This is a genomic window from Massilia alkalitolerans DSM 17462 (assembly GCF_000427785.1).
GTDB classification, from domain to species: Bacteria; Pseudomonadota; Gammaproteobacteria; order Burkholderiales; family Burkholderiaceae_D; genus Telluria; species Telluria alkalitolerans.
Map to the genome: position 1 here is coordinate 14,181 of NZ_ATYR01000002.1, position 14,713 is coordinate 28,893.

General features: G+C 66.1%; 9 protein-coding genes. 7 read left to right on the plus strand and 2 right to left on the minus strand.

Translation table 11 applies throughout. The features are described from left to right. Nucleotides 1–2 precede the first annotated feature (2 nt). The 6 genes from xylB (at nt 3) to YWC_RS0102165 (ending at nt 7,400) form a co-directional block, all read left to right on the plus strand. Entirely contained in the window at nt 3–794 is a 792-nt protein-coding gene (gene xylB, locus YWC_RS0102140; protein WP_027863904.1) for a D-xylose 1-dehydrogenase, read from the plus strand. Next, nucleotides 791–1,681, plus strand: coding sequence for an SMP-30/gluconolactonase/LRE family protein (locus tag YWC_RS0102145; protein ID WP_036212720.1), 891 nt, complete (start codon nt 791–793; stop codon nt 1,679–1,681). Before xylB ends, YWC_RS0102145 begins: the two co-directional genes overlap by 4 nt. A gap of 4 nt (nt 1,682–1,685) precedes the next feature. Continuing rightward, nucleotides 1,686–3,476: an IlvD/Edd family dehydratase gene (locus YWC_RS0102150; RefSeq protein ID WP_027863906.1), complete on the plus strand. Its 1,791-nt coding sequence runs from the start codon at nt 1,686–1,688 to the stop codon at nt 3,474–3,476. 105 nt (nt 3,477–3,581) lie between these two features. Beyond that, complete coding sequence (gene xylF, locus YWC_RS0102155; RefSeq protein ID WP_027863907.1) at nt 3,582–4,592, plus strand: D-xylose ABC transporter substrate-binding protein; 1,011 nt, start codon at nt 3,582–3,584, stop codon at nt 4,590–4,592. Nucleotides 4,593–4,671: 79 nt separating this feature from the next. Continuing rightward, complete coding sequence (xylG, locus tag YWC_RS0102160) at nt 4,672–6,198, plus strand: D-xylose ABC transporter ATP-binding protein (protein WP_027863908.1); 1,527 nt, start codon at nt 4,672–4,674, stop codon at nt 6,196–6,198. Then, nucleotides 6,198–7,400 (plus strand): sugar ABC transporter permease, encoded by a 1,203-nt coding sequence (locus YWC_RS0102165; RefSeq protein WP_169728074.1) that lies wholly within the window; start codon nt 6,198–6,200, stop codon nt 7,398–7,400. Before xylG ends, YWC_RS0102165 begins: the two co-directional genes overlap by 1 nt. Nucleotides 7,401–7,628: 228 nt before the next feature. On the opposite strand, the gene YWC_RS0102170 is transcribed toward YWC_RS0102165, so the two are convergent. Both YWC_RS0102170 and YWC_RS0102175 read right to left on the minus strand, forming a co-directional pair. Further along, on the minus strand, nt 7,629–9,218 hold the full coding sequence (locus tag YWC_RS0102170) for an aldehyde dehydrogenase (NADP(+)) (RefSeq protein ID WP_027863910.1): 1,590 nt from the start codon (nt 9,216–9,218) through the stop codon (nt 7,629–7,631). 114 nt (nt 9,219–9,332) lie between these two features. Further along, nucleotides 9,333–12,401, minus strand: a complete 3,069-nt coding sequence (locus YWC_RS0102175) for a TonB-dependent receptor (protein ID WP_027863911.1) — start codon at nt 12,399–12,401, stop codon at nt 9,333–9,335. Nucleotides 12,402–13,017: 616 nt separating this feature from the next. On the opposite strand from YWC_RS0102175, the gene YWC_RS0102180 reads away from it, so the two are divergent. Beyond that, nucleotides 13,018–14,682, plus strand: a complete 1,665-nt coding sequence (locus YWC_RS0102180) for a DUF5597 domain-containing protein (protein WP_027863912.1) — start codon at nt 13,018–13,020, stop codon at nt 14,680–14,682. Nucleotides 14,683–14,713: the final 31 nt, after the last annotated feature.

A 14,713-nucleotide genomic window follows, 5' to 3' on the forward strand; every position in this document is an offset into this window, starting at 1 on the left:
TCATGTCTGACAACAAACAACAAGAATTCGCCTACGCGTCCTATCCCGACCTGAAAGACAAGCGCGTCGTCATCACCGGCGGCGGCAGCGGCATCGGCAGCGAGCTGACCACGGCCTTCGCCGGGCAGGGCGCGCGCGTGATCTTCCTCGACATCGCCGAGGATGCATCGCGCCAGCTGGAGGCCAGCCTGGCCGCTTCCCGGCACCCGCCGAAGTTCATGCGCTGCGACCTGACCGACCTGGACCAGCTCAAGTCCGTGTTCGCCGCCATCGAGGAAGAACTCGGCGGCGTCGACATCCTGCTCAACAACGCGGCGAACGACGACCGCCACGAGATCGAGGACGTCACCCCGGAGTACTGGGAAAGCCGCATGAACGTCAACCTGCGCCACAAGTTCTTCTGCACCCAGGCTGTCCTGCCGGGCATGAAAGCGCGACGCGACGGGGTGATCCTGAACTTCGGCTCGATCTCCTGGCACCTGCCGCACACCCAGCTGCACCTGTACATGACGGCCAAGGCCGGCATCGAAGGCATGACCCGCGCGCTGGCGCGCGATGTCGGCAAGTACGGCATCCGCGCCAACACCGTGGTGCCGGGGGCGGTACGCACCCCGCGCCAGCAGGCGCTGTGGCATACCGAGGAAGAAGAGGCGCGCATCCTGGCCGGCCAGTGCATCCCGGAGCGCGTCGAGATGCAGGACGTGGCCGCGCTGGCCCTGTTCCTGGCCTCGAACAACGCGCGCCATTGCAGCGGCCGCGAATACTTCGTCGACGCGGGCTGGTACGGCGCATGAGCGGTCCGAACGACATCGCAAGCAGCCCGGCCTGCCTGTGGCAGGTCGGCGCCACGCTGGGCGAGGGCGTCCTGTGGGACGCCGCCGGCGCGCAGGTCTGGTTCGTCGACATCAAGGGCCGGCGCGTCCATCGCTGCGACGCCGATGGCGCAAACCAGCGGAGCTGGGATGCACCGGGCCAGGTCAGCTTCATCGTGCGCGCCGGCGACGGCGGCATGGTCTGCTCGCTGGACGACGGCCTGTACCGCTTCCATGAAGAGACCGGCGCCTTCGCGCCGCTGCTGGCGGTGGAGGCCGAGGTACCGGGCAACCGCTTCAACGACGGCCACGTCGACGCCGACGGCGCGCTGTGGTTCGGTTCGATGGACGATGCCGAGGAGCAGCCCACCGGCGCGCTGTACCGCTTCGACGGCAGCAAGGCCGAACGCCACGACGACGGCTACGTCATCACCAACGGCCCGGCGCTGAGCCCCGACGGGCGCACCCTGTACCACACGGACACCCTGGAAAAGCGCACCTACGCCTTCGACCGGGCGGCGGACGGCAGCCTGTCGAACAAGCGCCCCTTCGTGGAATTGCAGGACGGCGGTTATCCGGACGGCATGGCTGTGGACGCGGATGGCTGCGTGTGGATCGCCACCTTCGGCGGCTGGCGCATCGACCGCTTCGACGCGCAAGGGCGCAAAGTCGGCGAAGTACGCTTCCCTTGCGCCAACGTCACCAAGCTGGCCTTCGGCGGCGAGGACCTGCGCACGGTCTACGCCACCACCGCCCGCAAGGGCCTGTCGAACGAAGAACTGGCGGCGCAGCCGCTGGCCGGCGGCCTGTTCAGCTTCCGCGTGCAGACCCCGGGACTGCCGCAGCGCCTCTTGCGGCTGGAGAAATGAGAACATGAATCACGACGACCAACAACAGAAGCCACGCCGGTTCCGCTCCCAGGACTGGTTCGACAACCCCGAGCGGATCGACATGACCGCGCTCTACCTGGAGCGCTTCATGAACTACGGGATTACCCCGGACGAGCTGCGCTCGGGCAAGCCGATCATCGGCATCGCCCAGAGCGGCAGCGACATCGCGCCCTGCAACCGCATCCACCTGGACCTGGCCAAGCGCGTGCGCGACGGCATCCGCGACGCCGGCGGCATCCCGATGGAATTCCCGCTGCACCCGATTTTCGAGAACTGTCGCCGCCCGACCGCGGCGCTGGACCGCAACCTGGCCTACCTGGGCCTGGTCGAGATCCTGCACGGCTACCCGATCGACGCGGTGGTGCTGACCACCGGATGCGACAAGACCACTCCGGCCCAGCTGATGGCAGCGGCCACGGTCGACATCCCGGCCATCGTGCTGTCGGGCGGCCCGATGCTGGACGGCTGGTTCGAAGGCGAACTGGCCGGTTCCGGCGCCGCCGTGTGGAAGGGGCGCAAGCGCCTGGCAGCCGGCGAGATCGATGAAGAGAAATTCATTCAGATCGCGACTGCCTCGGCGCCGTCCGCCGGCCACTGCAACACCATGGGCACCGCCTCGACCATGAACGCCGTGGCCGAAGCGCTCGGCATGTCCTTGACCGGTTGCTCGGCGATTCCCGCCCCGTACCGCGAACGCGGTCAGATGGCCTACGACACCGGCCGCCGCATCGTCGAACTGGCCCATGCAGACGTCCGTCCCTCGACCATCCTGACGCGCGAGGCCTTCCTGGACGCGATCGTGGTCAACGCGGCGATCGGCGGCTCCAGCAACGCCCAGCCCCACATCGTCGCCATGGCGCGCCACGCCGGCGTCGAGATCACGCCGGAAGACTGGATGGAATACGGCTACGACGTGCCGTTGCTGCTCAACATGCAGCCGGCCGGCAAATACCTGGGCGAGCGCTTCCACCGCGCCGGCGGCGTGCCGGCCATCATGTGGGAGCTCGAGCAGCAGGGCCTGCTGCGCTCGCAGCGGCCGACCGTCACCGGCAAGATCATGGCCGAGAACCTGGTGGACAAGGAAAGCTGGGACCGCGAGATGATCCGCCCGTTTGCCGATCCGCTCAAGCACAGCGCCGGCTTCATGGTGCTGAAGGGGAACCTGTTCGACTTCGCCATCATGAAGACCAGCGTGATCTCCCCGGCTTTCCGCGAGCGCTACCTGTCGGAGCCCGGCGCGGAAAACCGCTTCGAGTGCCGCGTGGTCGTGTTCGACGGTTCGGACGACTACCATCACCGCATCAACGATCCGGCACTCGAGATCGACGAGCGGACCATGCTGGTGATCCGCGGCTCCGGCCCAATCGGCTGGCCCGGTTCGGCCGAGGTGGTGAACATGCAGCCGCCCGATGCCTTGATCAAGCGCGGCATCATGGCGCTGCCGACCCTGGGCGACGGCCGCCAGTCCGGCACCTCGGACAGCCCGTCGATCCTGAATGCCTCGCCCGAGAGCGCGGCCGGCGGCAACCTGGCGCTGTTGCGCACCGGTGACATCGTGCGCGTGGACCTGAACGCGGGACGCTGCGACGTGCTGATATCAAGCGAAGAGATGGACGCACGCCGCAGGGACGACCCGCCGGCGATCCCGCCGAACCAGACGCCGTGGCAGCAGATCTACCGCGCCACCGTGGGTCAGCTGCATACCGGCGCCTGTATGGAACTGGCGCTGCCTTATCGGGGCGTGGGCCACGACATGCCGCGCCATAACCACTAAGGTTGAAACGGGCTGGCGCGGCGGCGGGATTTTGATCAGAATGGCAGGAGCCGCTGCAGCGCTGGACCGCAAGGCAACATAAGAAATCAATAGGAGACGTAACAAATGAAAAAGATGATCAAGGCCGTCAGCCTGGCTTGCGCCATGCTGTTCACCGGCGGCGTCGGCGTTGCCCACGCGGACGCCACCAATCCCAAGATCGGTTTCTCGATCGACGACCTGCGCCTGGAGCGCTGGGCGCGCGACCGCGATTACTTCACGGCCGCCGCCCAGAAACTGGGCGCCAAGGTGTACGTACAGTCGGCCGACGCCAGCGAGCAGCGCCAGATCGCCCAGATCGAAAACCTGATCTCGCGCGGCGTGGACGTCCTGGTGATCGTTCCCTACAACGCCACGGTGCTGAACAACGCCATCCGCGAGGCGAAGAAGGCCAAGATCAAGGTGGTGTCGTATGACCGCCTGATCCTGAATGCCGACGTCGACGCCTACGTCTCGTTCGACAACAAGGCGGTCGGCGAGCTGCAGGCGCAGTCGCTGGTCAACCTCAAGCCGAAGGGCAACTACTACCTGCTGGGCGGCGCCCCGACCGACAACAACGCCAAGATCCTGCGCGAAGGCCAGATGAAGGTGCTGCAGCCGCTGGTGGACAAGGGCGACGTCAGGATCGTCGGCAAGCAATGGGTCAAGGACTGGAGCGCTTCCGAAGCGATGGCCATCGTCGAGAACGCGCTGACCGCGAGCGGCAACAAGATCGATGCCGTGGTCGCCTCCAACGATGGCACCGCCGGCGGCGCGATCCAGGCGCTGGCGGCCCAGAAGCTGGCAGGCAAGGTGGTGGTGTCGGGCCAGGATGCCGACCTGGCGGCGGTGCGCCGCGTGATCGCCGGCACCCAGACCATGACCGTCTACAAGCCGCTGCGCGCCCTGGCATCGAACGCGGCCAACGTGGCGGTGCAGCTGGTGCGCAACCAGAAGCCGGCCTACAACGCCCAGATGCACAACGGCGTCAAGAACGTCGACAGCCTGCTGCTCAAGCCTGTCCTGCTGAACAAGTCGAACGTCGACCTGCTGGTCAAGGACGGCTTCTACACCCAGGCACAGCTGGCCGGCAAGTAATTCGCCAACTGTCGGCACTTTGCGCCAGCCGCGCCGGTCGGACATGACCGGCGTGGCGGCGCGCATGAACGAGTCTTGAATGTCACCCTATCTTCTCCAAATGAAGGGCATCGCGAAGCGATTCGACGGTGTCCCCGCGCTCGACGGGATCGACCTGGCGATCCGTCCCGGCGAGTGCATCGGCCTGTGCGGCGAGAACGGCGCCGGCAAGTCCACCCTGATGAAAGTCCTGTCGGCGGTCTACCCGCACGGCAGCTGGGACGGCGAGATCCTGCTCGACGGCCAGCCGCTGCGGGCGCGCTCGGTGCGCGAGACCGAGGACGCCGGCATCATCATCATCCACCAGGAACTGATGCTGGTGCCCGAACTGTCCGTGGCCGAGAACATCTTCCTCGGTAACGAACTGACCCTGCCGGGCGGGCGCCTCGATTACCCGGCCATGAACCGCCGCGCCGAGGAAATCCTGCGCGAGCTGAAGCTCCCCGACGTCAACGTGGTGCTGCCCGTGAAGAACTACGGCGGCGGCCACCAGCAGCTGATCGAGATCGGCAAGGCCCTGAACAAGCAGGCGCGCCTCCTGATCCTGGACGAACCCTCGGCCTCGCTGACGGCCAGCGAGATCGACGTCCTGCTCGAGATCATCCGCGACCTCAAGGCCAAGGGCGTGGCCTGCGTCTACATCTCGCACAAGCTCGAGGAAGTCGCTGCGATCTGCGACACCATCGTGGTGATCCGCGACGGCAAGCACATCGCCACCACGCCGATGCAGCAGATGAACGTGGACCGCATCATTGCCCAGATGTGCGGGCGCGAGATGAACCAGCTGTATCCATCGCTCCCGCACGAGGTGGGCGAGGTGGTGATGGAGGCGCGCCACATCACCTGCTGGGATCCGGACCAGCCGCAGCGCAAGAAGGTCGACGACGTGTCGCTCGAGTTGCGCCGCGGCGAGATCCTCGGGATCGCCGGCCTGGTGGGCGCGGGCCGCACCGAGCTCGTCACCGCCATCTACGGCTCCTACGAAGGCGCCTACGAGGGTGAGGTGTGGCTGAACGGCCAGCGCGCCGACACCTCGACACCGCTCAAGGCGATCGGGACGGGCTTCGCCCTTGTGCCGGAAGACCGCAAGCAGCACGGCATCGTGCGCGACCTGTCGGTGGGCGAGAACATCACCCTGTCGGTGCTGGACCGCTTCTCGAAGCTCTCGCGCATCGACGAGGGCCTGGAAGCGCGCGAGGTGGGCGAGCAGATCCGCCGCCTGGCGCTCAAGACCGCCAGCCCGGCGCTGCCGATCACGGCGCTCTCGGGCGGCAACCAGCAGAAGGCGGTACTGGCCAAGATGCTGCTGACCCAGCCGAAGGTGCTGATCCTCGACGAGCCGACCCGCGGTGTCGACGTCGGCGCCAAGTTCGAGATCTACAAGCTGATCCTCGAACTGGCCGCCCAGGGAATCTCGATCATCATGGTGTCGTCCGAACTGGCCGAGGTGCTCGGGGTCTCCGACCGGGTGCTGGTGATGGGCGAGGGCAAGCTGCGTGGGAATTTCCTTAATCAAGGCCTGACCCAGGAAATGGTGTTGGGCGCTGCAATCGGACAGGTGAAATGATGCTAGACAAAGTACACGCACCAGTGGCGGCCCAGGGCGGCGCGGCACGGGCGGCGACAAACACGGGAATCAGCTTCAAGCAGATTTTCACGCAGTATAAAATCCTGGCCCTGCTGGTCGCGATCGCCATCATCTGGGCCTTCTTCAGCTGGAAGACCGACGGCGGCTTCACCTCCGCGCGCAACCTGTCCAACCTGATGCGCCAGATGTCGGTGACCGGCATCCTGGCCTGCGGCATGGTGTTCGTCATCATCGCCGGCGAGATCGACCTGTCGATCGGTTCGCTCCTCGGGCTATTGGGCGGGCTGGCGGCGGTGCTTGACGTGGTCCACCACCTGCCGCTACCGATCTCGATGGCGATCGTGCTGGCGGGCGGCATGCTGCTCGGCTTCCTGAACGGCTACCTGACAGCCTATGCGGGGATACCGTCATTCATTGTCGGGCTGGGGGGCATGCTGGCCTACCGCGGCATCGTGCTGGGGCTCACCGACGGCACCACCATCGCGCCGATTTCGCCGGAGTTCGAGCAGCTCGGCCAGGCCTACCTGCCGCCAAGCTTCGGCATGCTGCTCGGCGCCGGCCTGTTCGTGCTGGCCTGCGTGCTGGCCTGGCGCCAGCGTGCCAGCCAGGCGCGCCACAATCTTCCGGTCATGCCGCTGTGGCGCAGCGTGGCGCGGGTGGCCATCATCGGCGTGGTGCTGGCTGGCCTGATCACCACCTTCAACAGCTACGAAGGCATCCCGCTCCCGGTGCTGATCCTGCTGGTCCTGCTGGGCGTGTTCAGCTACATCGCACGCCAGACCGTGTTTGGCCGCCGCATCTACGCCGTCGGCAGCAATATGGAAGCGACGCGCCTGTCGGGCATCAACGTGCGCGCCGTGAAGCTGTGGATCTTCGGCCTGATGGGCCTGATGTGCGCACTGGCCGGCCTGATCAACACTGCGCGCCTGGCAGCCGGTTCGCCCTCGGCCGGCATGTCGGCCGAGCTGGACGTGATCGCCGCCTGCTTCATCGGCGGCACCTCGATGCGCGGTGGCGCCGGCACCGTGCACGGCGCGCTGGTGGGCGCCCTGGTGATGGCCAGCCTGGACAACGGCATGTCGATGCTGGACGTCGATACCTACTGGCAGATGATCGTCAAGGGCCTGATCCTGACCCTGGCGGTGTGGCTGGACGTGGCGACCCGGACCGGCCGTCGTTGATCCAGGCGGCGCTGGCGCGCTGCCGTTGAATGTAAAAAAGCCAGGCGCATGCGTCTGGCTTTTTGATTTGGCCTTGGACTTTTGTAGGGTGGGCGGGGTCGGTGAGGCCAGTGGCCTCACCGACGAAGCCCACGCGTTCAAATCACGGTGCTGCAGCCCGTGCGCCTATTTAGAAGCCACCTATCACCGCGTGGGCGGGAAGACCCGCCCACCCTACAACTGCGCCGTTCAGCCAGCGGTCTTCAATACCCCGTCGACCACCCGGGCCAGGCCCAGTGGATTGTCGTCGCGCAGCGCTTCCGGCAGCAGTTCGCTTGGTACGGCCTGGTAGCACACCGGACGCAGGAAACGGTCGATCGCGGTGGCGCCGACCGAGGTCGTGCGGCTGTCCGAGGTGGCGGGGAAGGGGCCGCCGTGCACCATGGCGTGCGACACCTCGACGCCGGTCGGGAAGCCGTTGAACAGGATGCGGCCGGCCTTGCGCTCGAGCAGGGGCAGCAGGCTTGCCGCCAGTGCGCTGTCCGCCGCCGTCGCGTGGACGGTCGCGGTCAGCTGGCCCTCCACGTGGCCGGCCACGGCCAGCAGCTCGGCTTCGTCGCGGCAGCGCACCATCACCGCGGCCGGGCCGAAGATCTCTTCTTCCAGCGCAGGGGTGGCGAGGAAGGTGGCGGCGTCGCAGCCGTACAGGGCGGGCTGCGCTGCGCATGCCGGGCCTTCCGCGCCGGCTGCCGCGCCGCGCGCCAGCAGCTGGACGCCCGGCACGGCGGAGCGGGCTTCGATCGCCTCGACATAGGCCTTGTGGATGCCGGGGGTGAGCATGGTGCCGGCGGTCTTGAGCTGGAGGGCCTCCGCAGCCGCTACGCTGAATGCATTGAAGGCCTCACCCTCCAGGCCGACCACCAGGCCCGGATTGGTGCAGAACTGGCCGACGCCGAGCGTGAGCGAATCGACGAAGCCTTGCGCCAGCGGGGCAGCCTTGCCCTCGAGCGCGTTCGGCAGCAGGAAGAAGGGGTTGACGCTGCTCATTTCGGCATACACGGGAATCGGTTCCGGGCGTGCGCTAGCTGTGCGCATCAGGGCAAGGCCGCCCTGGCGCGAACCGGTGAAGCCCACCGCCTTGATCGCGGGATGGGCCACCAGCGCGGCGCCGATGGTCCTGCCTTCGCCAATCAGCATCGAGAACACGCCTTCCGGCATGTCGCAGTCGATGGCTGCCTGCTGCACCGCCCGGGCCACCAGTTCCGAGGTGCCGAGGTGGGCGTTGTGGGCCTTGACCACCACCGGGCAGCCGGCTGCCAGGCTTGACGCGGTATCGCCGCCGGCCACCGAGAAGGCGAGCGGGAAGTTACTGGCGCCGAAGACCGCGACCGGGCCCAGCGGGATCTTGCGCATGCGCAGGTCCGGGCGCGGCGGCGTGCGCTCGGGCAGGGCCGAATCGAGCGTCGCCGCCAGGAAGTGGCCGTCGCGGACCACCTTGGCGAACAGGCGCAGCTGGTTGACGGTGCGCATGCGCTCGCCCTCCAGGCGGGCCTGCGGCAGGCCCGATTCAAGGCCGGCGCGCTCGATCAGGGCGGGGCCGAGGTCGAGGATGCGTGCGGCGATGGCCTCCAGAAAAGCGGCGCGCCGCTCGAGGGGCAGGGCGCGGTAGCTGTCGAAGGCCTGCTCGGCCAGCGCGCAGGCCGCGTCCAGCTCTGCGCTGGAGGCCAGGCCGAAGCCCGGTTCGAGGGTGGCGTGGCGCGCCGGGTCGATGGCGTGAACGACGCCTGCGGCGCCGCGCACGCTGCGCCTGCCGATGATCATGTCGCCTTGGATTTGCATGGGGATGCTCCTTGTCTGAGAAAAGTGGGGGAACGGAGGATAAAAAAAGCCGCGGACCGCATGGCGGTACCGCGACTTCAGGAGAGACGAACTTACCGAACCGGGAAGCGCGGCTTAGAACGAGTACTGCGCCCGGATCGTGTAGCGCGGACCGCTCATGAACAGCTGGCGGGTGAACATGCCGGCGTGCTGCTGCATGACCTGGCGCGTCTTGGCGTTGTTCAGGTTCTGGGCTTCCAGGCCGATACGGAACTTGTCCGTGAAGTCGTAGAAGATCGAACCGTCCAGCTGGCCGTAGTCGTCCTGCCACAGCGGCAGGCCGTAGGCCTGGTCGTTGTTCGGCGTCGGGATCAGGAAGCGTGAGCCGGCGTCCGGATTCGTGTTCAGGCCGTTGTTGCCGCGGCTGCCCCAGGTGTTGACGGCAACCAGGTAACGCGAGCGCCAGTTATACGCCAGGCGCGCCGACAGGCCGTTCTTTTCGTACATGACCGCGAAGTTGACCGTGTGACGCGACAGGCCTTGCAGCGGCGTGTTGCCGAACGGGCGGCCGTCGGTGTCGCAGCCGTTGATCGACAGGTTCATGTTCGACTGGTCGCTGCCCGCGCAGAACGCGGCCGGCACCGGCTTGTCCAGCTTGCGCTCGCTCGACACATAGGTCCAGCTGGCCTGGGTGCCGATACCGCGCAGCCAGTCAGGCACGAAGTCGTAGTACTGCTGGTGGGCGATCTCGAAGCCGCGGGCAAAGCCGTGGGCGCCGTTGATCGGATGGGTGACCGCGAAGGTCCGGTCCTGGCCGTTGACATCCTTCACCGTGTAACCGTAGGTGGTGTTCACGACGATGTTCTTGATGTCCTTGTCGAAGGCCGAGAAGGTCAGCGATCCGCCCGGCGCGAAATACCACTCGGCGGTCAGGTCGATGTTGGTCGCGGTGGTCGGCCTCAGGAGCGGGTTGCCGTCGCTGGTGCCGGTCAGGTTGTTGCCGCTGAAGACGACGCGCTGGTCCGCGAGCGTGACCGGATCCTTGATCGTCAGCTGGTTCGCCGGCGAGGTCAGGGTGGTCAGCGACTGCAACTGGTTAAAGTCCGGACGCGACATCGCCTTGGCCCAGGCGAAACGGAACTGCAGCTGGTCGCTGACCTTCATGCGCAGGTTCAGGCTCGGCAGCCAGTTGTGGTAGCCGGTATCCGTGCTGCGCGGGGTCTCGAACTTGGCGATGTTGACCAGCGTATTCACGCCTTCCACCGGCACGTCGCCCGGAATGCTGACATTGGTCGGGTCATACGCGATGTAGCCGTTCGTGGTGTTCGTCGTCTTCACGTAGCGGACGCCGATGTTGCCGTCGATCGGATACTTGAGGTCGTCGAAGCCGAAGCGCAGCTGCGTGTAGGCGGCGCGGGTCTTCTCGGTCTGCAGGTTGCGTGCCGACGGCGTGTCGAAGGTGGACGGTTTCCAGGTGTCGCAGGTGCCCCAGCCCTGGGCGGCCGCCTGCTCCTGGCACAGGATGGTGTGGTAGCCGTGCAGCTTGGTCCAGCCGTTCGGGAAGTCGCGTGCCAGCGCATCGGTCGGATACAGCATCGCCGGGATCGATACCTTGCCGCCGAAGAAATTGTCGATCTGCGCCAGTTCGGTGCCGCCCGAGAAGCGCGGGTCGCTCAGGCGTGCGACGCCCGGAATCTGCCAGCCTTCCATCCACGGGAAGGTAATCGACGACCAGTTGTAGAACTTCTGCGCCTTGTTGTTCTCGCCTTCGCGGTCAGCCATGCGCACGCCGAAGCGGATGTCGCGCAGCACCGGATCGTCGAAGGAGAACTTGATGTCGCTGCGCCAGGTCTTCTGCTCGGCCTTGGCGCGGTCGAGCGCTTCCTGGGTATAGGCCCAGTAGTAGTTCTTCGGGTCGGCCATGAACTGCGCCGAGCCGAGGCCGATCTTCGGAATGCTGCCCCTGAGGTCCATCGACTGGTTCGGCAGGATGAAGCCGGTCGAGACGTCGGCGTCGAAGCCCTCGGTGGTGGAACGGACGTGCTGGATGTCATTGGTCCAGGTCAGGTCCGGCGTCACGCGCCATTGCACGTTCAGCGCGAGGTCGCGCGTGCCGGAGGTGCGCTGGTTGATGCGGCGCGAGCTGTTGAACGGCGAGCCGCCGTAGCTCGGGTTCGCGATCGTGCCGCTCTGGAAGGCGCCCTTGTCGTCATAGACGGTGTCGGCGCCGGCGACCTGCTGGTACCACTTGTCTTCGGACGAGGCGACCACGCGCTCGCTCAGGTCTTCCTGGTAATCGGTCTTGAAATAGGTCAGGCCAGCCGTCACGTCGCGGGTCGGACGCCACTGGAACGCGGCATAGTCGCCGCGGCGCACGCGCTCGAAGTCCTGCGAACGCAGGCCGCCGCCGAGCGGCAGCCATTTGGTCGCGTCGCGGTTGTACTGGGCCGGATTGCGGGAATTCACGTGCGGGAAGTACGGATCGATGCCGATCGCGTCGGTACGGGTCGGGTTCTTCGCGTAGGCGAAATTGACCAGGGCGCCGAGCTCACCGATGGGGGTGTTCCAGCGGTTCGACAGCAGCACGGTGCCGGTCGGACCCTTGGCCTTGTTCAGCTCGGAATAAGTTTGCGACGCGCCCAGCGAGCCTTTGAGGCCCTTGAAGTCGAACGGCATGGCCGTGCGCAGGTTGACCAGACCGGCGAGGGCGCCTTCAACCTGTTCCGCGGACGGGTTCTTGTAGACGTCGACGCCGGCCATCAGCTCCGGCGGCACGTCGGCGAAGCCGAGCGAGCGGCCGCCGCCGGCCGAGAATGCATCGCGGCCGTTGACTTCCGAGCGCACGTAGGTCAGGCCGCGCACCGAGATGCCGGAACCTTCGACGGCCTGGCGATTCGGGTCGCCCGGCATGTTGCGGTCCATGGTGACGCCCGCGATACGCTGCAGCACCTCGGTGACCGAACGGTCCGGGAGCTTGCCGATGTCTTCGGCGACGATCGAGTCGACCACTTCGTCGGCATTCTGCTTGAGTTTCTGGGCCGATTGCAGCGCTGCGCGCTGGCCGGACACCTTGACCACCGCCGTCGCAGGGACGACCGGCTCCTCGGCGCTGGTATTGGTGGTCTGGGCCCATGCTGCGCCGCTATAGACGACGGCGATCTGCGCGACCGCTGCAGCGATCGCTGTTTTCTGGAACTTCCTCACGTTGTCTCCTGATGTAGGTAATTTTTTTATTTGCCAGGCCGCCATGCGCCGCGACTGCATCGACGCCCCTGCTAACACTGGATGTTGTACGCTACCATAAATTTACAGCCGAAACCTGACGAGCCTGTAAGTTTTGTTAATGCACAACACTTAATGCGGCGAAGTGGCCACGTGGCGACATGCGAAACGCGCTGGCGATCGAATTACCGGAGGGTGCGATCCGCCGCCAGGCGTCTGTATCACTGCAATCGATGTCACACCATCTCTATACAGTACGCAATAGATTGCGCAAGGTCAAGAAATCGATTTCATCACTTGAAAATTTTTCTTGCGCTCGATACGCGAATCGCCCCGCAAGGTGGATTCATCCAGTGCAGTGAGGTCGAATCCAGCTTGACTGAAGCACCCTCTGGCCGGCATAAGCATGCTGCTCCTCACTGCTAATCCGGTTGCCGGATAAGTTTTTCCGAGGCAAACAGCGGCAAGCATATCGGCACTGATATGTTAGCGTGAACATTTTGCTTGCAATGCTGTGTACGGCTGACTTACGATGCTGGCACGAACTGCCGACCCAATACCGATTGAGAAGCCCTGCAAGGGCCCGACAGGAGACAGCATGAACCGATTCAGGAAGCTGGCAGCAACGCTGGCGCTGGTGCAGCTTTTGCAGGTGGCGCCAGCCGGCGCAGCCGATGCCGATCTGCCGCGCATGGTGGAACGAGAGGGGCGCCACGCGCTGCTGGTGGACGGTGCACCCTTCCTGATCCTGGGCGGCCAGGCCCACAACTCCAGCAATTACCCGGCAGCCCTGCCCAAGGTCTGGGCCGCGCTCAATGATGCGCAAGCGAACACGCTGGCGATTCCGGTCGCCTGGGAACAGGTGGAGCCCAAAGAAGGGCGCTTCGACTTCAGTTACGTGGATACCCTGGTGGCCCAGGCCAGGGCGCATGGCAAGCGCCTGGTGCTGCTGTGGTTCGGCACCTGGAAGAACACCGGCCCGGCCTATACGCCGGAATGGGTCAAATTCGACAACGCGCGCTTCCCGCGCATGCGCGACCAGGAAGGCAAGGCCAGCTACTGCCTGTCGCCCTTCGGCGAAGCCACGCTCGCCGCCGACAGGAAGGCGTTCGTGGCCCTGATGCGCCACCTGCGCAACATCGACGCGGGCAAGCGCACCGTGATCATGGTGCAGGTCGAGAATGAGGTCGGCACCTATGGCCTGGCGCGCGACCATGGTGCCCGCGCCGAAGCGGCGTTCCGCCAGGCGGTACCGGGCGCGGTGCTGGCCCGCCAGCCCGCACCCGCGGGACGCCCGTCACAGGGCAGCTGGAGCGAGGTATACGGCGACTATGCAGAGCAGTATTTCCATACCTGGGCGATTGCCAGCTATATCGAGGAGATCGCGAAAGCCGGGCGCGCCGTCTACGACCTGCCGATGTTCGTCAACAATGCACTGCGCGAACCGGGCCAGCCCGGCCAGCCGGCCACACCGTGGAAAGGCGACTTCGCCAGCGGCGGCCCGACCTGGGACGTGCTCGGCATCTACAAGGCTGCCGCGCCCCACATCGATTTCGCCGCGCCCGACATTTACATGCCGGAGTCCGGCAAGGTGGGCGCCGTACTGGATAGCTTCCAGCGTCCGGACAATGCCTTGCTGGTGGCGGAGATGGGTAACGCGGCCGGCTACGCGCGCTACGTCTGGCAGATCGTCGGCAAGGGCGCCCTCGGCGTCGTGCCGTTCGGGATCGACTACGCCAGCTACAGCAATTATCCGCTCGGTTCAAAGCATACGGACCGCCGCATGGTCGAGCCCTTCGCCCAGGTGTATGCAGCCCTTGCGCCGATGTCGCGCCTGTGGGCGCGCTGGGCCTTCGAGGGCCGCACCCACGGGGTGGCGGAGGGCGACGACCGCGCGCCGCAAACCCTCGCCCTGGATGGGTGGAAGGCCACCGTGTCCTTCCGTGAATTCCAGTTCGGCGAGCGCCAGTACCTGCGTGACAAGAACGAATACGCCGAGGGCACGGAACAGCCCGGCGGCGGCGTGGCGATCGCGCAGATCGGGCCCGCCGAGTTCGTGCTGGTCGGCCAGCGCGCACGCATAAAACTGTCCTCCGCGGGCGACAAGCCGGCGATGTATGCGCGGGTGGAGGAGGGCCGCTTCGACGCCGCCGGCAAGTGGATCATGGAACGCAACTGGAACGGCGACCAGACCGATTACGGCCTGAACCTGCCCGCTCTGCCTACCGTGCTGAAGGTCAGGATGGGCACCTACGAACCTTGACCGATAAAAAACGATAACCAGGAGACCCGCA